The sequence below is a fragment of the Streptomyces sp. NPDC052020 genome (genome assembly GCF_040680575.1).
Classification (GTDB): Bacteria; Actinomycetota; Actinomycetes; order Streptomycetales; family Streptomycetaceae; genus Streptomyces.
This window is the reverse complement of the sequence record NZ_JBFAWY010000014.1, coordinates 1-19,182: the sequence shown is the minus strand read 5'-3', so window position 1 is coordinate 19,182 and position 19,182 is coordinate 1. Positions and strand designations below refer to the sequence as shown.

Sequence of the window (19,182 nt, the reverse complement as noted above, 5' to 3'; positions counted from 1 at the left end):
GGGGGGCGGAGCCCCGCGCGGACCCCGCCCCCCGACCGTGTGGCGCTAGGCGCCGGTGACCTCGACCGCGGCCAGGTTCTTCTTGCCCCGGCGCAGCACCAGCCAGCGGCCGTGCAGCAGGTCCTCCCGCGCGGGGACCGCGTCCTCGGAGGGCACCTTGGCGTTGTTCACGTAGGCGCCGCCCTCCTTGACCGTGCGGCGCGCGGCGGACTTGCTGGCGACCAGGCCGACCTCGGCGAACAGGTCCACGACCGGGGCGAGCTCGGCGACCCGGATGCGGGGCAGCTCCGACAGGGCCGCGGCCAGCGTCCGCTCGTCCAGCTCCGCCAGCTCGCCCTGGCCGAAGAGGGCCTTGGACGCGGCGATCACGGCGGCCGTCTGGTCGGCGCCGTGCACCAGCGTCGTCAGCTCCTCGGCCAGCGCGCGCTGGGCGGCCCGCGCCTGCGGGCGCTCCTCGGTCTGCCGCTCCAGCTCCTCCAGCTCCTCGCGGGACCTGAAGGAGAGGATCCGCATGTAGCGCGAGATGTCCCGGTCGTCCACGTTCAGCCAGAACTGGTAGAACGCGTACGGCGTGGTCATCTCCGGGTCGAGCCAGACGGCGCCGCCCTCGGTCTTGCCGAACTTGGTGCCGTCCGCCTTGGTCATCAGCGGCGTGGCGTAGGCGTGGACCGCGGCGTCGGGCTCCAGCCGGTGGATCAGGTCCAGGCCCGCCGTCAGGTTGCCCCACTGGTCGCTGCCGCCCTGCTGGAGCGTGCAGCCGTACCGGCGGTAGAGCTGGAGGAAGTCCATCGCCTGAAGCAGCTGGTAGCTGAACTCCGTGTAGCTGATGCCCTCGGAGGACTCCAGACGCCGGGCGACGGACTCCTTCGTCAGCATCTTGTTGACCCGGAAGTGCTTGCCGACGTCCCGCAGGAACTCGATCGCGGACAGGCCCTGCGTCCAGTCGAGGTTGTTGACCATCACGGCCGCGTTCTCGCCCTCGAAGGAGAGGAACGGCTCGATCTGGCGACGCAGCTTCTCCACCCAGCCGGCGACCGTCTCCGGGTCGTTCAGCGTGCGCTCCGCGGTGGGGCGGGGATCGCCGATCAGGCCCGTCGCGCCGCCGACCAGCGCCAGCGGCCGGTGGCCGGCCTGCTGGAGCCGGCGTACGGTGAGCACCTGCACCAGATGCCCGACGTGCAGGGACGGCGCGGTCGGGTCGAACCCGCAATAGTAGGTGACGGGACCGTCCGCGAGCGCCTTGCGCAAAGCGTCCTCGTCAGTGGACTGGGCGAACAGCCCGCGCCACTTCAGCTCGTCGACGATGTCCGTCACGGTCGTATGTCTCCTTGAACGGTGAACAGGTTCCCCGTGCGGGGTCCCCCCAGTCTATGGGGGGCGACCGACAGGTCAGACGCCCCGGCTGACCGGGCTCATGTTGAAGTCCGGCACCCGCAGCGGGGGCATCGCGGCTCGGGTGAACCAGTCGCCCCACTCCCTCGGCAGCGTCTTCTCCGTGCGCGTCTTCTCCGTGCGCGTCTTCTCCGTGCGCCCGGCCTGCGCGGCCCGCCCCAGCAGGTCCACCGGCGACTCGTTGAACCGGAAGTTGTTCACCTCCCCGGTCACCTCGCCGTTCTCCACCGGAGTGCCGGCTCCTGTCGGTGTGGCCGCCGTGGTGCCGGCCGCTCCGCATCATGTCGCCCCGTCCCGCGCCGGACCACGCGTTTCCGGATCGCCGGTCGTGGCTTTCTGTAGGGATCCGACAGTGAGCCTCGTGCGCCACTGTGGGCGCCCCCTTGTCCGCCGCGACGTCCCGACCGATAGGTTTTCAAAGAAGCCGCCTGTCATCGCCGCCTGTCGTCCAGGTGCCCGGGCGGGGTATTCAGACAGCTATCGAAAGGGTGATCCGTTGAGCCGCTCGGTTCTCGTCACCGGAGGCAACCGGGGCATCGGCCTCGCCATCGCCCGCGCGTTCGCCGAGGCCGGCGACAAGGTCGCGATCACGTACCGCTCGGGGGAGCCGCCGGCCGCCCTGGCGGACCTGGGCTGCCTCGCCGTCAAGTGCGACATCACCGACGCGGAGCAGGTGGAGCGGGCCTACAAGGAGATCGAGGACGCGCACGGCCCCGTCGAGATCCTCGTCGCGAACGCCGGCATCACCAAGGACCAGCTCCTGATGCGCATGTCGGAGGACGACTTCACGTCCGTCCTCGACACCAACCTCACCGGCACCTTCCGCGTGGTCAAGCGCGCCAACCGCGGCATGCTGCGCGCGAAGAAGGGCCGCGTCGTGCTGATCTCCTCGGTCGTCGGCCTGCTCGGCTCGGCGGGCCAGGCCAACTACGCCGCCTCCAAGGCCGGCCTGGTCGGCTTCGCGCGCTCGCTCGCCCGGGAGCTGGGCTCGCGCAACATCACCTTCAACGTCGTCGCGCCCGGCTTCGTCGACACCGACATGACCAAGGTGCTCAGCGAGGAGCAGCGCGCGGGCATCGTGTCGCAGGTCCCGCTCGGACGGTACGCGCAGCCGGAGGAGATCGCCGCGACGGTGCGGTTCCTCGCCTCGGACGACGCCTCGTACATCACTGGAGCCGTCATCCCCGTTGACGGCGGACTGGGAATGGGTCACTGATCACCATGAGCGGAATTCTCGAGGGCAAGCGCGTCCTGATCACCGGCGTGCTGATGGAGTCCTCCATCGCCTTCCACACGGCCAAGCTGGCCCAGGAGCAGGGCGCCGAGATCATCCTGACCGCGTTCCCGCGGCCCACGCTGACCGAGCGCATCGCCAAGAAGCTGCCCAAGCCCACCAAGGTCATCGAGCTCGACGTCACCAACGACGAGCACCTGGGCCGGCTCGAAGAGGTCGTCGGCCAGGAGCTGGGCGGCCTGGACGGCGTCGTCCACTCCATCGGTTTCGCCCCGCAGGACGCCCTCGGCGGCAACTTCCTCAACACGCCGTTCGAGTCGGTGGCCACCGCCATGCACGTCTCGGCGTTCTCCCTGAAGTCGCTGACCATGGCCTGCCTGCCGCTGATGCGGAACGGCGGCTCCGTCGTCGGCCTCACCTTCGACGCCCAGTACGCCTGGCCGCAGTACGACTGGATGGGCCCGGCCAAGGCCGCCCTGGAGGCGACCAACCGCTACATGGCGCGTGAGCTGGGCAAGCAGAACATCCGCTGCAACCTGATCTCGGCGGGCCCGATCGGCTCCATGGCCGCCAAGTCCATCCCGGGCTTCAGCGAGCTGGCCTCCGTGTGGGACTCCCGCTCCCCGCTGGAGTGGGACCTGAAGGACCCCGAGCCGGCCGGCCGCGGTGTGGTCGCCCTGCTGAGCGACTGGTTCCCGAAGACCACCGGCGAGATCGTCCACGTGGACGGCGGTCTGCACGCCATCGGCGCCTGACCGCGCATACCGTCCGGGCCGTGGCCGAGGGCTCGCATCCGTCCGGGTGCGGGCCCTCGCCGCGTCACCCGTTCGGCGCAGCCGGCCGGGCGGTGCGGGCCGGGGGACGCGCACCCTGGAGGTGGCGGGCCCACCCCGCCGTTTCCCTCCCCAGCACGGCCGAGGAGGTCCCCTTGTGCGCTTGTTCCGCAGCCTGGCCTCAGCCGCCGTCGCCGTCGCCTGCGTGACGGTCCTGCCGTACGTCTCGCACGCGGGCGTGCCCGCCGGGAAGGACACCGAGCCCCCGCCTTTCGGGGCCGCGTGCCGGATCGATGTCACCGGTTCGCGGGTGACCGCCCACTGCCACAACCCCTATCCCGACCCGGACCGCGTGAGCCTGCACGTCGAGTGCGCCCACTGGTGGGACCTCGACAGCGATGGCACCCCGGTGGAGGCCGGCCCCGCGCAGACCGTGCGGCTGACCGGACGCTGCTGGCAGGAGGTCGGCTCCGCCTGGGTCAGCCACCTCAGGGGGAGCTGAACCGGCCCGGCCGGCACAGGAACGGATACCCGGCGGCCTCCGCCTGGGCCGTCTCGGCGTCCCCGGTGCGGATCGCGTCCACCAGCCGCGCGTGGTCCATGTGCGTCTCCGGCGTCAGCTCCTCGCCGACGTCCTCGCGCAGCCAGTCCCGCAGCACCTCGCCGAGATCGGCGTACATCGCGGTCATCACGTCGTTGTGGGAGGCGGCCACCACGGCCAGGTGGAAGGTGGCGTCCGCCGCGACGAACGCCTCCGTGTCGCCCGTGTCCCACGCCTCCTCCCGGCGCACGAGCAGCGCGTCGAGCTGCTTGAGGTCCTTCTCCGTGCGCCGTTCGGCCGCCAGCCTGGCCGCGGCCGACTCCAGCGTGGAACGCAGCTCGGCGACGTGCCGGGGGTCGGCGTCGGCGAAGCGGCGGTGCATCACGCCCGCCAGCTCGCTGGTCGCCACGACGTACGTGCCGGAGCCCTGACGGATGTCCAGCAGGCCGTTGTGGGCCAGCGCGCGGACCGCCTCGCGGACCGTGTTGCGGGCCACGCCGAGCTGCTCCACCAGCTCGGGCTCGGTCGGGATGCGCGAGCCGACCGGCCACTCACCCGAGGTGATCTGCTGCCGCAGTGCGGCGATGACCTGCTCGGACAGCGCCGAACGACGGGGATGGCTCAGGGGCATGGCACACCTTCGCACGCTAGTTCCGGCCGGGGAGAGCCCGGGGTGGCGGGGGCGCCGCGACGCCCGCCGGGACGCCCGGCGGCGCCGTGGGCGCCCGAGCGCCCGAGGATGCCGGAGGATGGACAGCCAATCATCCTATGATTCTATGATGGGCCTCATGGCTAGTGACGAAACCCGGACGCTCACGTCCACGACCGCAGTCAGTACGGCCGCGCCCGACGCCCGGGAACCCGAGGGGGCCGGGGAGCGTGCCGTGCCGGAAAGGCCCTCCACGCGCGCGTGGACGGCGTGGACGACACGCCTGCTCGTGCTCGGCATCGTCCTGGCCGCGCTCAACCTCCGCCCGGCCATCACCAGCCTCGGCGCACTCCTCGAAGAGGTCCGCGACGGGCTCGGCATGAGCGGCAGCGTGGCGGGGCTGCTCACCTCCGTGCCCCCGCTGTGCTTCGCCGTCTTCGGCGTCACCGCCCCGCGGCTGGCCCGCCGCTTCGGACCCGGCGCGGTGGTGTGCGCGGGCATGGCGGCCATCGCCGCGGGCCTGCTGATCCGCCCCTACGCGGGCGGCACGCCCGGCTTCCTGGCCGCCAGCGCGCTGGCCCTCATGGGCATCGCGGTCAGCAACGTCCTGATGCCGGTCATCGTCAAGCGCTGGTTCCCTGATCGCGTCGGCTCCATGACGGGCCTGTACTCGATGGCCCTCGCCTTCGGCACCTCGATCGCCGCCGCGGCGACCGTGCCCCTGACGGACGCGCTCGGCGGTCACTGGCAGCCCGGCCTCGCCGTGTGGGCCGTGCTCGCGGTGGCGGCCGTCCTGCCGTGGCTCGCGTTCATACGGGACCGGGAGGCGCCGCCCGCCGGCCACGCCCCGGGACGCGCCGCCGGGCCAGCGGGGGAGGAGCGGGCCGAGGCACGGCCCGAGCCGCAGGCCGCCGGGCAGGCCGCCGGACAGCCCGCCCTGCGGATCACCCGGAGCCGCACCGCCTGGGCGCTCGCCGTGTTCTTCGGTCTCCAGGCCACCGCCGCCTACATCACCATGGGCTGGATGGCGCAGATCTTCCGGGACGCGGGCGTCTCCGCCGGCACGTCCGGACTGCTGCTGGCCGTCACCATGGTGATGGGCGTGCCGCTCGCCTTCGTCATCCCGCGCGTGGCCACCCGGCTGCCCCACCAGGGCCCGATCGTGCTGGTGCTGGGCGTGTGCGGCCTGGCCGGTTATGCCGGGCTGTACCTCGCCCCGGCCGGCGGCGCCTGGGTGTGGGCGGTGCTGCTCGGCGTCTCCAACTGCGCCTTCCCGCTCGCCCTGACCATGGTCGGGATGCGGGCCCGCACGGGCACGGGCGTCGCCCAGCTGTCGGCCTTCGCCCAGAGCACCGGCTACCTGATCTCCATCCCGGGCCCGCTCCTGGTGGGCGTGCTCTACCAGCACAGCGGAGGCTGGGGCCTGCCGATCGCGCTGATGACCGCCCTGATGGTGCCCCAGATGGTGGTCGGCGTCCTGGCGGGACGCGACCGCACGGTGGAGGACGAGGCGGGCCGCTGACCCGGGCGCGGACCGGGGGTGCGACACTTGCCCCATGCCAGTCCTCGACCCGAACCCCCAGCACGGTCAGAAGAAGATGCTGCTCGTCTTCGGCGCCTTCTTCGGGATCTTCGTGATCATCGGCATCGTCGCGACGATCGCCTCGCCCTGACCGGGCGCCCTTCCCCGGCGGCCGTCCCGGACGCCGTTCCCGGGCAACCTCCCCGGGCGGCCGGCGTTGAGCCCGCCGGCCGCCGATGGTGGGGATAACCCCCCTGTCCCCTAGGGGGCGGGGGTCAGGGTCATGTGGGTGGATCTCCGGATGGGGCGGCGCCCGCGGATTCCGTAACGTCGAGACGTGACCGCACCAGGCGGATCACGGCCCGGAAACCGGACGCGGACCGACGTCCACGGGGACCGCGGCCCACGGACGCCCGGAAACCCTCGGAGGCACCCATGCCGGCCCGTACGCACACCCGGCCCCACCTGGCGCCCCGGGGCGGCGGCGCCGAGATCCGGCTGCCGTGGTGGGCCCTCGCCCTGCCGGTGCTCGCCTTCACCACCCTGCTTCTGCTGATACTCGACCCCGCGGACGCCCACGCGGCCCCCGCGGAGCCGGTGATCACCCACCTCCTGGAGCGGGTCCGGCAGCTGACCGGGAGCTAGCGCCGCCCCACACCGCCTCCCGGCGGCCTCCGGCGGCGGAAACGCATGTCAACTCCCTGCGCCCGATGGCCTGTTTCATGCGAAGCTGGGTCCCATGAGCGTCGCAGAACCCCGCAGGATTGTCCTCTTCCGGCATGCGAAAGCCGACTGGCCACAGGTGACCGACCACGAGCGACCGCTCGCCGAGCGGGGCCGCAAGGACGCCGCAGAGGCCGGACGCCGGCTCGCCGACACCGGCATCCCCTTCGAGCTCGCCCTGTGCTCCACCGCGACCCGGACCCGCGAGACGTGGAAGCTCGCCGTCCAGGAGTTCCCGCAGCGGCCGAAAACCGTCTACGAGGAGCGGATCTACGAGGCATCGCCGGGCGAGCTGATCGCCCTGCTCAACGAGACCCCCGACGACGTGCAGAACGCCCTGCTGATCGGCCACAACCCGGGAATGCAAGGGCTCGCCGACGTCCTGGCCGGTTCGGCCGGGGAAGACGTCCGCTCCCGGATGGCCGGCCGCGGCTTTCCCACCGCCGCCTTCGCCGTGCTGTCCTTCACCGGCTCCTGGAAGACCCTGGAGCCCGGTGTGGCCACGCTGCTCGACTACTGGGCGCCGGCCGACTGACCCGATCCGCGGTCGGGCCTGACGGGCCGGACTCGCCCACCCGCGGTCCGGCCGCACGACGAAGGCCCGGCACCCTCGCGGTACCGGGCCCCACGCGGCGCCCGGAACGGGCAGCCGCCCGCCAGGCGCTCAGTGCGGGGCGGAATCCTGCCCCAGCTGCTGGTCGAGCGTGTCCGCCGCCTCGATCTCCTCGCGGGTGATGCCCAGCAGATACAGCACCGTGTCCAGGAACGGCACGTTCACCGCCGTGTGCGCGGCCTCCCGCACCACCGGCTTGGCGTTGAAGGCGACCCCGAGACCGGCCGCGTTCAGCATGTCCAGATCATTGGCGCCGTCACCGATCGCGACCGTCTGCGACAGCGGCACACCGGCCTCGGCCGCGAACCGGCGCAGCAGCCGCGCCTTGCCCGCCCGGTCCACGATCTCGCCGGTGACCCGGCCCGTCAGCTTCCCGTCGACGACCTCCAGCGTGTTGGCCTGGGCGAAGTCCAGCCCCAGCCGCTCCTTCAGATCGTCGGTGACCTGCGTGAACCCGCCAGAGACGACGCCCACCTGGTAGCCGAGCCGCTTCAGCGTGCGTATCAGCGTCCGCGCGCCCGGTGTGAGCCGCACCTGGCCGCGCACCTTCTCCACCACCGAGGCGTCCAGCCCCTCCAGCAGTGCCACACGCGCGTGCAGCGACTGCTCGAAGTCCAGCTCCCCGCGCATCGCCGCCGCCGTCACCTCGGCGACCCGGTCCTCACAGCCGGCGTGCGCGGCGAAGAGCTCGATCACCTCGTCCTGGATGAGCGTGGAGTCCACGTCCATGACGACCAGGCGCTGCGCCCTGCGGTGCAGCCCGGCCGCCACGACCGCCACATCCACACCGAGCGCCGCCGCGTCCGTCACCAGGGCCGTGCGCAGCGGCTCGGTCTCCACACCGGACACGGCGAACTCGACCGCCGTCACCGGATACTTGGCCAGCCGGAAGATGCGGTCGATGTTGCCGCCCGCCTTGGTGATCCGGGCGGCGATCGCGGCCGTGGCCTCGGAGGTGAGCGGGTGGCCGAGCACGGTCACCAGGGAGCGGCCGAGGCCGCGCGGCCGGTTGTCGCCGGTACCGGAGATGATCTCGGCCTGCATCTTCATCGACTCCGCCCAGCTGTGGACGGTCGCGCGCAGGTCGCCCTCCAGCCCCCCGGGCGGCTCGGTGACGAGCGCGCACAGCACCATCCGGCCACGGGTGACGACCTGCTCGATGTCGACCACGTCGACGGAGTAGGCGGCGAGGGTGTCGAACAAGCCGGCGGTGATGCCCGGCCGGTCCTTGCCGAAGATCTTGACAAGGAGAGTGGGGACGTCGGAGGTCTGCGAAGCGCTCATGGTGTTCCCACCGTATCCGGCACGCGGTGCCTTTCGCCCCCGAGGTCCGCCTGACGGACAGGGAACAGCGGGTGCCGCCCGGGTGGCGCGTGCCGGTACGTCCCGTTCTCGAGACCCCCTCCATCCGGGCACCACCCGGTCCCCGGCCGAGGCGGCGGCGGAGGGGGCGGCGGAGGCGGTCGTGGCACCGTGTTCGGCCGGACCCGCTGCCGTTCCGGGCCCGGACGCGGGAAGGGGTGCGGGCGGGGTCCGCGCGGCCGCGCGGACCCCGCGTGGCCCGGCCGGCCACGGGGCCGTACGACGGCGAAGGGCGGCACCCCGGTGGGGGTGCCGCCCTCGGCGTACGGGTCTGAGGTCCCGCGCAGGCCTCAGTACGCGCTGTTGACGTTGTCGATCGTGCCGTACCGGTCGGCCGCGTAGTTGGCGGCGGCGGTGATGTTGGCGACCGGGTCGTAGATGTTCCAGGACGTGCCCGGCACGTGGTAGGCCTGGAAGGTCGGCGGGATCACCTGGAGCAGGCCCTTGGACGGGACGCCGTTGATGGCGTTGATGTCCCAGTCGTTGATGGCGTTCGGGTTGCCCGAGGACTCCCGCATGATGTTCTTGTGCAGGCCGTGGTAGGTGCCCGGGATGCCCTTGGCCTTCATGATGTCCAGGGCCTCGCGGATCCAGCCGTCGAGGTTGTTCGAGTAGCTCTTGGCGGAGACCTGCTTGACGGTGAGGCGCGCGCCGGAGCGGCTCGCGGCCTCGTTGGCCTGGCGCTCCTGGGCGGCCTTCTTCTCGGCGGCGGCCTGCGCGGCCGCCTTCTTCGCCGTGGCGGCCTTCTTCGTGGCGGCGGCCTCGGCGGCGGCCTTCTTCGCCTCGATGGAGGCGACCTTCTCGCTCGCGCCGGCGAGCTGGTCGGTGACGTCGGCCTTGACGCCCTTGATCTGCTCGGTGCTGTACGCCACCTTGGCCGGCGCGGCGGCCTCGGCCGTGGTCGTCTGCCCGCCGCCCGGCACCGCGGAGAACGCGACGGCGGCGGCGCCCAGCGTGCCGACACCGGCGATCGCGATCTTGTGGGTGCGGGTCAGGGAGCGACTATGGCCACGGGTGAGGAAGTTCTTGGGCATGCGAATGGGACCTCTTCGAATAGCGCGGAGTCGCTCACGTCCGGTGGGGACGGTGGTGCTTCCGGCACAAACGCCGCGGGGCGAACCCGCGGCGCTGAGCGACGTGAGCAATTCTTAGCGGCGGCAAAATCGCGAGGCAAAGGTGTGACGTACGATCCGCGGTAGTGGATCAGGGAAGGGCAAAACAGGGCAGACGGGGCAGTATGTCCCGGTCAAATGGGACGTCTCGCTCTCCTACTCCCCTTCGTACGTGATCTGCGCCCTATGCGCGGCCTCACACCGGCCGCCGGTCGCTCTCACCCGTAGTTGCTCCAGCAATGCATTCGGTGAGGACGCGCCGGACCCCTGACCCGCACTCCGCCCCCGCCCCCGGGGAGCCGGCGGCGATCCGCCTTCCGGCACCGGCCGCCCTCCGCGCCCGGCGCCGCCCTCTCCCGCATCCTCTTTCATCCGCGCGCCCGCGCCCGCGCGCGCGTAGCGCTCCGCCCCGTCCCGGGCTCCGCCGGGGCTCCTGCCGCCGGAGGGAGGACCCCAGCCCTACGTCCACCGCCCTAGGCGGGGGCCGCCACAGGTCCGATCCCCGCTGTCACCCCACGCCGGTACCGTGAGGAACATGAGTCACGGCCCCCGGTCCGGCCTGGCCGCGGTGAGCTCCGCGCTGCTGGCCATGAGCAGGCACCTGGAGGTGCGCGACGTCCTGAAGACGATCGTCGCCTCCGCCCGCGAGCTGCTCGGCGCGCAGTACGCCGCGCTCGGTGTCCCCGACGACCACGGCGGCTTCGCCCAGTTCGTCGTGGACGGCGTCAGCGAGGAACAGTGGAAGGCCATCGGCCCGCTGCCGCGCCAGCACGGCGTCCTCGCCGCGATGCTGCACGAGGCCAGGGCCGAGCGCCTCGCGGACGTCCGCGAGGACCCCCGCTTCGAAGGCTGGCCGCCCGCCCATCCCGACCTCGTCGACTTCCTGGGCCTGCCCATCCGCGACGGTGACGAGGTCCTCGGCGCCCTCTTCCTCGCCAACAAGAACTGCCCGAGTCCCCAGGGCGGCTGCGGCTTCACCGAGCAGGACGAGGAACTGCTCGGCATCCTCGCCCAGCACGCGGCGATCGCCCTCACCAACGCGCGCCTGTACGAGCGCAGCCGCGAACTGACCATCGCCGAGGAGCGCTCCCGCCTCGCCCACGAGCTGCACGACGCGGTCAGCCAGAAACTCTTCTCCCTCCGCCTGACCGCCCAGGCCGCCGCCCGCCTGGTGGACCGCGACCCCGCCCGCGCGAAGGGCGAGCTGCGCCAGGTCTCCGCGCTCGCCGCGGAGGCCGCCGACGAACTGCGCGCCGCCGTCGTCGAGCTGCGACCCGCGGCCCTCGACGAGGACGGTCTGGTCGCCACCCTGCGCACCCAGATACAGGTCCTCGACCGCGCCCACAGCGCGCGCGTGACCTTCACCGGCCGGGGTGTGCGCGCGCTGCCCGCCGCCCAGGAGGAGGCCCTGCTGCGCGTCGCCCAGGAAGCGCTGCACAACGCCCTGCGCCACTCGGGGGCGCGCCATGTCGACGTGACCCTGGACCGGCGCGGAGCCGGTGCCGTCCTGCGGGTCACCGACGACGGCAGCGGCTTCGACCCGCAGACGGTCCGCAGTGCGGGCCGCCATCTGGGCCTGGTCTCCATGCGGGACCGGGCGAGCGGCGTCGGCGGCTCGCTGACCGTGGAATCGGCGCCCGGCAAGGGCACCACCATCGAGATGGAGGTCCCCGGTGGCTGACACGATCAAGGTGCTTCTCGTCGACGACCACCAGGTGGTCCGCCGGGGCCTGCGCACCTTCCTGGAGGTACAGGACGACATAGAGGTCGTGGGCGAGGCCGCCGACGGCACCGAGGGCGTCGACCGCGCCGAGGCGCTGAAACCCGACGTGATCCTCATGGACGTCAAGATGCCGGGCATGGACGGCGTGGCCGCCCTGCGCAGACTCCGCGAACTGGACAACCCCGCGCGCGTGCTGGTCGTCACCAGCTTCACCGAGCGGCGCACCGTCGTCCCGGCCCTGCGGGCGGGCGCCGCCGGGTACGTCTACAAGGACATCGACCCCGACGCGCTCGCCGGTGCCATCCGTTCCGTGCACGCCGGGCACGTCCTGCTCCAGCCCGAGGTCGCCGACGCCCTGCTGTCCCAGGAGGAGGGCGGTGCCGGCCAGGGCAGGGCGGGCTCGCTCACGGACCGCGAGCGCGAGGTGCTCGGCCTGATAGCGGACGGCCGCTCCAACCGGGAGATCGCCCGCGCGCTGGTCCTGTCCGAGAAGACGGTGAAGACGCACGTCTCGAACATCCTGATGAAACTCGACCTCGCGGACCGCACCCAGGCCGCCCTGTGGGCCGTACGGCATGGCCTGACCCGCTGACGACCGGCGGACCGGCCGGTCACGACACCGCGGCGGTGCGACGCGACGGCCACGCGGTGTGACGCCCGGGTGAGGGTCCCGTTCCGGGCTGAGATTCATACGGTCGTGGGAACGTCTCCCAAGAGCCGCCACGACCACCGCCTCCCGGGGCCGCCGCCACACCCCCGGCGCCCGTCACCGGACGGACGTCACCGCACCCCCCGCTCCCGCTCCTCCACGACCGAGTTGTACGCCGCCACCTGCGCCCGCCGAGCCGTCCGCTCCACCGGCCGCAGCGCGGCCGACCGAGCCGCCATCTCCGAGGCGCTGACCGCGCCCCCGTGCCCACTGCCGTACGCCAGCGAGATCAGCGCCCCCACCCGCTGCGCCAGCTCCAGCACCCGCACCGCCCGCGGCGGATAGCCCGGCGCCAGCACCTGGCGCCCCGCCTCCGCCCGCGCCCGGTACGCCTCGATCGCCGCCTGTGCCACCGGCCCCGAACCGGCCACGTCCAGCCGCCTCAGCACCTCGGTCGCCTCCCGCAGCGCCTCCGCCAGCTCCCGCTCCGCCTCCCCGAGCGACGGCACGTCGGCGGGCGGCGCCTCCCGCACCGGCAGGCAGTGCCAGACCACCTCGACGTGCACATCGCCCTCGGGCCCGGCCTCGTACACCTCCGGCACCAGCCCGAGCGCGGTGCCGTGGCACACCACCGCCTCCTCCGCCTCCAGCGCCCGCGCGTTGAACTCCGGCGGCCCGCTCAGCCCCAGCGGATGCCCCGGCGCGGGCAGCGCGACCCGCAGCCCGGTCGCCCCGAGCGTCCGCAGCCGTCCCAGCGCGAGCGTGAGACCGACCGGCGACGACTCGCCCGGCAGCCCCTCCACCCGGTGCACCGCGTCCTCGCCCACGATCGCGAGCACGGCGTCATCCGGAGCGACAAGTCCGGCAAGGAGGGCATTTCCCCAGGCGGCCAATCGGCCTGAACGTGGTTCCGAGAGCATGCCCCCACCCTAAGGACCGGACCGATGGAACGGACAAGCCGACCAGTGGCGTAGATTCGTTGAGGGCCCCGCCCACCGGCGCGGTCCCGAGCCACAGGCGTACGCGACAGCCGAGACCGGCCACACTGCAAGGGGAGACAACGCGCTCATGAGCGATGTTCTGGAGCTTCAGGACGTATCCGTGGTCCGCGAGGGCCGGGCTCTGGTGGACCAGGTCTCCTGGTCGGTCAAGGAGGGCGAGCGCTGGGTCATCCTCGGCCCGAACGGCGCCGGCAAGACCACCCTCCTCAACGTCGCCTCCAGCTACCTCTACCCCAGCCAGGGCACCGCCACCATCCTCGGCGAGACCCTGGGCAGGCCCGGCACCGACGTCTTCGAGCTGCGCCCGCGCATCGGCATGGCCGGCATCGCCATGGCCGACAAGCTGCCCAAGCGCCAGACCGTCCTGCAGACCGTGCTGACCGCCGCGTACGGCATGACCGCCACCTGGCGGGAGGACTACGAGGAGGTCGACGAGCTGCGCGCCCGCGCCTTCCTCGACCGCCTCGGCATGACCGAGTTCCTCGACCGCAGGTTCGGCACCCTCTCCGAGGGCGAACGCAAGCGCACCCTCATCGCCCGCGCCCTGATGAGCGACCCCGAGCTGCTGCTCCTCGACGAGCCCGCCGCCGGCCTCGACCTCGGCGGCCGCGAGGATCTCGTCCGCCGCCTCGGCCGCCTCGCCCGCGACCCCATCGCCCCCTCGATGATCATGGTCACCCACCACGTCGAGGAGATCGCCCCCGGCTTCACCCACGTCCTGATGATCCGCCAGGGCAAGGTCCTCGCCGCCGGCCCGATCGAGCTCGAACTCACCTCCCGCAACCTCTCCCTCTGCTTCGGCCTGCCGCTCGTCGTCGAGCAGGTCGGGGACCGCTGGACCGCCCAGGGCCTCCCGCTGTCCTGACCCCGCCGCCGCGCTGGTGCGCGGGCCGGATGCCGCCGTGAGCCGCCCGGCGCCCTGTCCGCGCACGGCCCGCGGACCTACCATGACCACGTGACCAACATCGACGCATGGGTGTGGTGGCTCGTCGCCGCGGCAGCGCTCGGAATACCGCTCGTCGTGACCGCGATGCCGGAGTTCGGAATGCTCGCCGTGGGCGCGGTCGCCGCCGCGGCCGCCTCCGGATTCGGCGCCGGCCTCGTGATCCAGGTACTGGTCTTCGTCGTCGTCTCGGTCGCCCTCATCGCCGTCGTACGGCCCATCGCCGCCCGGCACAGAAGCCAGCGGCCCCAACTGGTCTCCGGCGTCGACGCGTTGAAGGGCCGGCAAGCCGTCGTACTGGAACGCGTCGACGGCTCCGGCGGCCGGATCAAGCTCGCCGGCGAAGTCTGGTCGGCGCGCGCCCTCGACACCGGCCGGTCCTACGAAGCGGGGCAGGAAGTGGACGTCGTGGACATCGAGGGCGCCACGGCGATCGTCATGTGACCTCGCACGACGCAAGTGGCGCGAACTCCCCCCGAGCCGCGCGACGGTCTGTCAGACTCGACCAGCAAGATCTTCAACAGCCGTAAGATGCGCAGGATCCGCAAGATCTGCCGAGCGCCGAGGCGAAGACGGAGAAGGGTACGGGGAACGCGATGCAACCGATCATCATCGTCCTGATCATCCTGGTGGTGTTGGTCTTCATCGCCCTGATCAAGACGATCCAGGTCATCCCACAGGCCAGTGCCGCCATCGTCGAGCGCTTCGGCCGCTACACGCGGACCCTGAACGCGGGCCTCAACATCGTCGTCCCGTTCATCGACACCATCCGCAACCGCATCGACCTGCGCGAACAGGTCGTGCCGTTCCCACCGCAGCCGGTGATCACCCAGGACAATCTGGTCGTCAACATCGACACCGTCATCTATTACCAGGTCACCGACGCGCGAGCCGCCACCTACGAGGTCGCCAGCTACATCCAGGCCATCGAGCAGCTCACCGTCACCACGCTGCGCAACATCATCGGCGGCATGGACCTGGAGCGCACCCTGACCTCCCGCGAGGAGATCAACGCGGCCCTGCGCGGCGTCCTCGACGAGGCCACCGGCAAGTGGGGCATCCGCGTCAACCGCGTCGAGCTCAAGGCCATCGAGCCGCCCACCTCCATCCAGGACTCGATGGAGAAGCAGATGCGCGCCGACCGCGACAAGCGCGCCGCGATCCTCCAGGCCGAAGGCGTCCGGCAGTCGGAGATCCTGCGCGCCGAGGGCGAGAAGCAGTCCCAGATCCTGCGCGCCGAGGGCGAGGCGAAGGCCGCCGCGCTGCGCGCCGAGGGCGAGGCCCAGGCCGTCCGCACGGTCTTCGAGGCCATCCACGCCGGCGACCCGGACCAGAAGCTGCTCTCCTACCAGTACCTCCAGATGCTCCCCAAGATCGCCGAAGGCGACGCCAACAAGCTCTGGATCGTCCCCAGCGAGATCGGCGACGCCCTCAAGGGCCTGTCCGGCGCGATGGGCAACTTCGGCGCCATGGGCGGCGGTTCCGGCAACGGTGGCGCCTCCGCCGGCAACAGCGGCACCGAACGGCGCGAGAAGCCGTCCATCGACTGACGACCGCCCCGACGCGACGTTCCCCGCGCCCGCCCGAGGGACGCGGGGAACCGCACGACCGGCCGCGAACAGCCCGCCGCCGGGGATCAGCCGAAGCCGCGGCCCCTCGTCACGCGGCGTTCCGCGCCAGCCAGTCCGGCAGCGCCGAGAGATCCTCCTGCCCCAGCGCCAGCAGCATCGCGTCCGCCGGCGTCGGCTCGAACGGCTGCCGCAGCAGGGCCATCCCCGCCTCCTCCGGCGTCCGGTCGGCCTTGCGGTGGTTGTCCTCCGCGCAGGCGGCGACCGTGTTCAGCCACGTGTCCTGCCCGCCCTGCGACCGCGGCACCACATGGTCCACGGTCGTCGCCCGCCGGCCGCAGTACGCGCACCGGTGCCGGTCCCGTACCAGCACACCCCGCCTCGACCACGGCGCTCGTCTTCGGAACGGCACCCGCACGTACTGACACAGCCGGATCACCCGCGGAGCCGGTATGTCGACCGCGGCTCCCCGCATCCGCAGTTCGGGGTGGGCCTGCTCGACGACGGCCTTGTCCTGGAGCACCAGAACGACGGCTCGGTTCAGCGTCACCGTCGACAACGGTTCGAAGCTCGCGTTCAGTACCAGCGTGTCCCGCATACCAGCCCACCTCCCGTGTGCACCGGCCCACCCCCTGGCGGGCTGGGGTCAACTCTGGCCGGGCACGCCGAGAGGGACAACGCAATATCTGCTGCTCCCACGAGGGACGCGCTCCTTGAGCCCCCGCGACCCCCCGGCAACAAAGAAATGCCCGCCCCTGATCACTTCCAAGACCAGGGGCGGGCAAACGTTCCATGAACGCTCGGCTGCTCAGCTTTCGGCGGGCACCTCGTACTCACCGATCAGCTGTGCCCGCGCGAGGGTGTGGAACCGCAGGTTGAACCCCACGAACGCGGGCGACGCGTCCGCGTCCGGCCCCAGCTTCTCCTGATCCACGGCGTACACCGTGAACACGTACCGGTGCGGACCGTCGCCGGCCGGCGGCGCGGCACCGCCGAAGTCCCTGGTGCCGTAGTCGTTGCGGACCTGGACGGCACCCTCCGGCAGCCCCTCGAACTTCCCGCTGCCCGCACCCGCCGGCAGCTCGGTCACCGAGGCCGGGATGTCGAACACCACCCAGTGCCAGAACCCGCTGCCCGTCGGGGCGTCCGGGTCGTAGCAGGTCACGGCGAAGCTCTTGGTCTCGGCCGGGAAGCCCTCCCACCGCAGCTGCGGCGAGGTGTTGCCCTCCGCGTAGACCTGAGCGTCCTTGAGCCTCGCGCCCTCCCGGACGTCCTCGCTCGTCACCGTGAACGACGGCACGGGCGGGTGGAAGTCATGGGGGAGCGGCGGCCTCTTCAGCTCGGTCACCTCGGTACCTCCTGATCGGTTCCTGGGGAGATTCCCGATCGTGCTGATCGGCGGAATCGGTACGTCCCGAGCCTAGTGCGGCACTAGAACCAGTTGCGCTTGCTGCCGACTTCGGACAGCCACTGGTTCAGGTAGGCCGCCCAGTCGGTCCCCTGGTAGTCGTTCAGCCCCACCTGGAACGAGCGGAAAGTGTCGCTCCCCTCACTGAACAGGCCCGGCTTCTTGTCCATCTCCAGCACGACGTCCATGGCGTGCTCGTCGGCCACGAAGCTCAACTCGACCTGGTTGAGGCCCCGGTACTGCTGCGGCGGAAGAAACTCGATCTCCTGGTAGAACGGCAGCTTCTGCCGCGTCCCCCGGATGAGGCCGCGCTCCATGTCCGCGTTCTTGAACCGGAAGCCCAGCTGGAGGAACGCGTCCAGGATCGCCTTCTGCACCGGCAGCGGGTGCACGTTGATCGGGTCCAGGTCACCGGAGTCCACGGCCCGCGCGATCTCCAGCTCGGTGGTGACCCCGATGTGCATCCCGTGCAGCGCCTGCCCGTCGATCATCGTGATCGGCGTCTCCCACGGGATCTCCAGCCCGAACGGCACCGCGTGCACGGCGTTCGCCTGGAGCTCGAAGGCACCGCCGAGCCGCACCTTCGTGAACTCGATGTCCTGCTTGTACTCCTGATCGCCGCCCTCGACCTCGACCTTGGCCTGAAGCCCGACCGACAGCCCCTCGATCCGCTGGTTGACGGACCCGCCCTGGATCCGCACCTCACCCTGGACGACACCGCCCGGAACGACGTTGACCTCGTTCAGCACCGTCTCGACCGAAGCCCCGCCGGCCCCCAGGCTCGCGAGCAGCTTCTTGAACGCCATGTCTCTCCCTCATCAGTGGACGGCTGATCACCGCGGATGTCCGAACCCTAGAAACGCGATCCGGCCGAGCCCGGTTCCGCGCCCCGCCGTGGCACGGCGGGACCGGCCGGACACCCCGGCACCGCCACCCGTTTGCAGTACCCTCGGACGGCATGATCGCGACCCCCGACCGTACGCCCCTGCCCAGGAAGTTCTTCGACCGCCCCGTCCTCGACGTCGCCCCCGACCTCCTCGGCCGCATCCTCGTGCGCAGTACCGCCGACGGTCCGATCGCCCTCCGCCTGACCGAGGTCGAGGCATACGACGGCCCGAACGACCCCGGATCCCACGCCTACCGCGGCCGCACGGCCCGCAACGGCGTCATGTTCGGCCCTCCCGGACACGTGTACGTCTACTTCACCTACGGCATGTGGTTCTGCATGAACCTCGTGTGCGGTCCCGAGGGCCGGGCGAGCGCCGTCCTCCTCCGAGCCGGCGAGATCATCGAAGGCGCCGAGCTGGCCCGCACCCGTCGACTCTCGGCCCGTAACGACAAGGAACTGGCCAAAGGTCCCGCCCGCCTCGCCACCGCCCTGGGCGTCGACCGGGCCCTGGACGGCACGGACGCCTGCGCCGCGGAAGACACGCCCCTGCGCATCCTCACCGGCACGCCCGTGCCGCGTGACCAGGTGAGCAGCGGTCCGCGTACGGGAGTGGCAGGCGACGGCGGCGTCCACCCCTGGCGCTTCTGGGTCACCGACGACCCGACGGTGAGCCCGTACCGGGCGCACGTTCCGAGGCGACGCCGAGGTTGACGCGCCCTGTCGGGCCGCGTAATGTATTCCGAGCCGCTGAACCGGGTACGGCGATCGCCTGCAGCCGGAGCGGCCAACCCACTACCTACGACGTCCCGTCAGCGGGAACGAATTCGGCGTGCTCGCATGTCCGAATTCAGGCTCGCGACGCTCGATTATGAGTCCGCAGGGGAAATCGGCTAGCGTAGTGAATGTCGAAAGGCCGAGGGGCGAAAGCCCTGAAGCCCAAGGCAGCTCCCGCCGACAGGGAATCAGGCCCGAGAGGATCTGATAGAGTCGGAACCGCCGGAAAGGGAAACGCGAGAGCGGGAACCTGGAAAGCACCGAGGAAATCGGATCGAGAAAAGATCTGATAGAGTCGGAAACACC

General features: G+C 71.7%; 21 protein-coding genes and 1 pseudogene. 13 read left to right on the top strand and 9 right to left on the bottom strand.

Annotation, left to right across the window (positions count from 1 at the left end; genetic code table 11):
• Positions 1 to 45: 45 nt before the first annotated feature.
• Together tyrS and AB0L74_RS16645 are read right to left on the bottom strand one after the other, a co-directional pair.
• The gene (gene tyrS, locus AB0L74_RS16650; protein ID WP_365651733.1) at positions 46 to 1,314 is read right to left on the bottom strand and encodes a tyrosine--tRNA ligase; all 1,269 of its coding nucleotides are present in this window, start codon (positions 1,312 to 1,314) and stop codon (positions 46 to 48) included.
• A 75-nt stretch (positions 1,315 to 1,389) separates the two neighbouring features.
• Positions 1,390 to 1,620: pseudogene (locus AB0L74_RS16645) on the bottom strand (hypothetical protein); the annotation flags it as partial.
• Positions 1,621 to 1,888: 268 nt separating this feature from the next.
• Here AB0L74_RS16645 and fabG point away from each other — a divergent pair.
• From fabG to AB0L74_RS16630, 3 genes are all read left to right on the top strand, one after another.
• Positions 1,889 to 2,608, top strand: a complete 720-nt coding sequence (gene fabG / locus AB0L74_RS16640) for a 3-oxoacyl-[acyl-carrier-protein] reductase (RefSeq protein WP_365651730.1) — start codon at positions 1,889 to 1,891, stop codon at positions 2,606 to 2,608.
• 5 nt (positions 2,609 to 2,613) lie between these two features.
• Positions 2,614 to 3,381 carry an enoyl-ACP reductase FabI gene (fabI, locus tag AB0L74_RS16635; RefSeq protein WP_365651727.1) on the top strand — a complete coding sequence of 256 codons (768 nt, stop codon included), beginning with the start codon at positions 2,614 to 2,616 and terminating at the stop codon, positions 3,379 to 3,381.
• A 175-nt stretch (positions 3,382 to 3,556) separates the two neighbouring features.
• Complete coding sequence (locus AB0L74_RS16630; protein ID WP_365651724.1) at positions 3,557 to 3,901, top strand: hypothetical protein; 345 nt, start codon at positions 3,557 to 3,559, stop codon at positions 3,899 to 3,901.
• On the opposite strand, the gene AB0L74_RS16625 is transcribed toward AB0L74_RS16630, so the two are convergent.
• Positions 3,888 to 4,571, bottom strand: coding sequence for a FadR/GntR family transcriptional regulator (locus AB0L74_RS16625; RefSeq protein WP_365651721.1), 684 nt, complete (start codon positions 4,569 to 4,571; stop codon positions 3,888 to 3,890). The genes AB0L74_RS16630 and AB0L74_RS16625 overlap by 14 nt on opposite strands.
• A gap of 145 nt (positions 4,572 to 4,716) precedes the next feature.
• Between AB0L74_RS16625 and AB0L74_RS16620 the strand changes: the two genes are divergently transcribed.
• The 4 genes from AB0L74_RS16620 to AB0L74_RS16605 all read left to right on the top strand — a co-directional run bounded on the left by AB0L74_RS16620 (position 4,717) and on the right by AB0L74_RS16605 (position 7,369).
• On the top strand, positions 4,717 to 6,111 hold the full coding sequence (locus AB0L74_RS16620; protein ID WP_365651718.1) for a CynX/NimT family MFS transporter: 1,395 nt from the start codon (positions 4,717 to 4,719) through the stop codon (positions 6,109 to 6,111).
• Positions 6,112 to 6,145: 34 nt separating this feature from the next.
• Positions 6,146 to 6,262, top strand: coding sequence for an SGM_5486 family transporter-associated protein (locus tag AB0L74_RS16615; RefSeq protein WP_099053712.1), 117 nt, complete (start codon positions 6,146 to 6,148; stop codon positions 6,260 to 6,262).
• Positions 6,263 to 6,546: 284 nt separating this feature from the next.
• Positions 6,547 to 6,756: a hypothetical protein gene (locus tag AB0L74_RS16610; RefSeq protein WP_365651714.1), complete on the top strand. Its 210-nt coding sequence runs from the start codon at positions 6,547 to 6,549 to the stop codon at positions 6,754 to 6,756.
• A gap of 94 nt (positions 6,757 to 6,850) precedes the next feature.
• Entirely contained in the window at positions 6,851 to 7,369 is a 519-nt protein-coding gene (locus AB0L74_RS16605) for a histidine phosphatase family protein (protein ID WP_365651711.1), read from the top strand.
• Between the two features lie 129 nt (positions 7,370 to 7,498).
• Here AB0L74_RS16605 and serB read toward each other — a convergent pair whose 3' ends face one another.
• Complete coding sequence (serB, locus tag AB0L74_RS16600) at positions 7,499 to 8,731, bottom strand: phosphoserine phosphatase SerB (RefSeq protein ID WP_365651708.1); 1,233 nt, start codon at positions 8,729 to 8,731, stop codon at positions 7,499 to 7,501.
• A 368-nt stretch (positions 8,732 to 9,099) separates the two neighbouring features.
• Positions 9,100 to 9,843, bottom strand: a complete 744-nt coding sequence (locus tag AB0L74_RS16595) for a transglycosylase SLT domain-containing protein (RefSeq protein WP_365651705.1) — start codon at positions 9,841 to 9,843, stop codon at positions 9,100 to 9,102.
• Positions 9,844 to 10,456: 613 nt separating this feature from the next.
• Between AB0L74_RS16595 and AB0L74_RS16590 the strand changes: the two genes are divergently transcribed.
• Together AB0L74_RS16590 and AB0L74_RS16585 are read left to right on the top strand one after the other, a co-directional pair.
• Positions 10,457 to 11,602, top strand: a complete 1,146-nt coding sequence (locus tag AB0L74_RS16590; protein WP_365651702.1) for a GAF domain-containing sensor histidine kinase — start codon at positions 10,457 to 10,459, stop codon at positions 11,600 to 11,602.
• On the top strand, positions 11,595 to 12,236 hold the full coding sequence (locus AB0L74_RS16585; protein WP_365651700.1) for a response regulator transcription factor: 642 nt from the start codon (positions 11,595 to 11,597) through the stop codon (positions 12,234 to 12,236). Before AB0L74_RS16590 ends, AB0L74_RS16585 begins: the two co-directional genes overlap by 8 nt.
• A 188-nt stretch (positions 12,237 to 12,424) precedes the next feature.
• On the opposite strand, the gene AB0L74_RS16580 is transcribed toward AB0L74_RS16585, so the two are convergent.
• On the bottom strand, positions 12,425 to 13,213 hold the full coding sequence (locus AB0L74_RS16580) for a hypothetical protein (RefSeq protein WP_365651697.1): 789 nt from the start codon (positions 13,211 to 13,213) through the stop codon (positions 12,425 to 12,427).
• A 148-nt stretch (positions 13,214 to 13,361) separates the two neighbouring features.
• Here AB0L74_RS16580 and AB0L74_RS16575 point away from each other — a divergent pair, with 148 nt between their 5' ends.
• From AB0L74_RS16575 to AB0L74_RS16565, 3 genes are all read left to right on the top strand, one after another.
• Entirely contained in the window at positions 13,362 to 14,159 is a 798-nt protein-coding gene (locus AB0L74_RS16575; RefSeq protein WP_365651694.1) for an ABC transporter ATP-binding protein, read from the top strand.
• Positions 14,160 to 14,249: 90 nt separating this feature from the next.
• Positions 14,250 to 14,681, top strand: coding sequence for an NfeD family protein (locus AB0L74_RS16570; protein ID WP_365651691.1), 432 nt, complete (start codon positions 14,250 to 14,252; stop codon positions 14,679 to 14,681).
• Positions 14,682 to 14,833: 152 nt separating this feature from the next.
• A complete protein-coding gene (locus AB0L74_RS16565) occupies positions 14,834 to 15,787 on the top strand; it encodes an SPFH domain-containing protein (RefSeq protein WP_365651688.1) in 954 nt (317 codons plus the stop codon).
• A 109-nt stretch (positions 15,788 to 15,896) separates the two neighbouring features.
• On the opposite strand, the gene AB0L74_RS16560 is transcribed toward AB0L74_RS16565, so the two are convergent.
• The 3 genes from AB0L74_RS16560 to AB0L74_RS16550 all read right to left on the bottom strand — a co-directional run bounded on the left by AB0L74_RS16560 (position 15,897) and on the right by AB0L74_RS16550 (position 18,019).
• Entirely contained in the window at positions 15,897 to 16,403 is a 507-nt protein-coding gene (locus tag AB0L74_RS16560; protein ID WP_365651685.1) for an HNH endonuclease, read from the bottom strand.
• 210 nt (positions 16,404 to 16,613) lie between these two features.
• Complete coding sequence (locus tag AB0L74_RS16555; RefSeq protein ID WP_365651681.1) at positions 16,614 to 17,153, bottom strand: YbhB/YbcL family Raf kinase inhibitor-like protein; 540 nt, start codon at positions 17,151 to 17,153, stop codon at positions 16,614 to 16,616.
• 83 nt (positions 17,154 to 17,236) lie between these two features.
• Positions 17,237 to 18,019 (bottom strand): sporulation protein, encoded by a 783-nt coding sequence (locus tag AB0L74_RS16550; RefSeq protein ID WP_365651678.1) that lies wholly within the window; start codon positions 18,017 to 18,019, stop codon positions 17,237 to 17,239.
• Positions 18,020 to 18,171: 152 nt separating this feature from the next.
• Between AB0L74_RS16550 and AB0L74_RS16545 the strand changes: the two genes are divergently transcribed.
• Positions 18,172 to 18,813 carry a DNA-3-methyladenine glycosylase gene (locus AB0L74_RS16545; protein WP_365651675.1) on the top strand — a complete coding sequence of 214 codons (642 nt, stop codon included), beginning with the start codon at positions 18,172 to 18,174 and terminating at the stop codon, positions 18,811 to 18,813.
• Positions 18,814 to 19,182 lie beyond the last annotated feature (369 nt).

Coding starts and splice junctions, on each gene's coding strand:
- fabI (WP_365651727.1), top strand. CDS start 2,614: ATGAGCGGAATTCTCGAGGGCAAGCGCGTCCTGATCACCGGCGTGCTG.
- AB0L74_RS16625 (WP_365651721.1), bottom strand. CDS start 4,571: ATGCCCCTGAGCCATCCCCGTCGTTCGGCGCTGTCCGAGCAGGTCATC.
- AB0L74_RS16620 (WP_365651718.1), top strand. CDS start 4,717: ATGATGGGCCTCATGGCTAGTGACGAAACCCGGACGCTCACGTCCACG.
- AB0L74_RS16615 (WP_099053712.1), top strand. CDS start 6,146: ATGCCAGTCCTCGACCCGAACCCCCAGCACGGTCAGAAGAAGATGCTG.
- AB0L74_RS16610 (WP_365651714.1), top strand. CDS start 6,547: ATGCCGGCCCGTACGCACACCCGGCCCCACCTGGCGCCCCGGGGCGGC.
- AB0L74_RS16605 (WP_365651711.1), top strand. CDS start 6,851: ATGAGCGTCGCAGAACCCCGCAGGATTGTCCTCTTCCGGCATGCGAAA.
- serB (WP_365651708.1), bottom strand. CDS start 8,731: ATGAGCGCTTCGCAGACCTCCGACGTCCCCACTCTCCTTGTCAAGATC.
- AB0L74_RS16595 (WP_365651705.1), bottom strand. CDS start 9,843: ATGCCCAAGAACTTCCTCACCCGTGGCCATAGTCGCTCCCTGACCCGC.
- AB0L74_RS16590 (WP_365651702.1), top strand. CDS start 10,457: ATGAGTCACGGCCCCCGGTCCGGCCTGGCCGCGGTGAGCTCCGCGCTG.
- AB0L74_RS16580 (WP_365651697.1), bottom strand. CDS start 13,213: ATGCTCTCGGAACCACGTTCAGGCCGATTGGCCGCCTGGGGAAATGCC.
- AB0L74_RS16575 (WP_365651694.1), top strand. CDS start 13,362: ATGAGCGATGTTCTGGAGCTTCAGGACGTATCCGTGGTCCGCGAGGGC.
- AB0L74_RS16565 (WP_365651688.1), top strand. CDS start 14,834: ATGCAACCGATCATCATCGTCCTGATCATCCTGGTGGTGTTGGTCTTC.
- AB0L74_RS16560 (WP_365651685.1), bottom strand. CDS start 16,403: ATGCGGGACACGCTGGTACTGAACGCGAGCTTCGAACCGTTGTCGACG.
- AB0L74_RS16550 (WP_365651678.1), bottom strand. CDS start 18,019: ATGGCGTTCAAGAAGCTGCTCGCGAGCCTGGGGGCCGGCGGGGCTTCG.
- AB0L74_RS16545 (WP_365651675.1), top strand. CDS start 18,172: ATGATCGCGACCCCCGACCGTACGCCCCTGCCCAGGAAGTTCTTCGAC.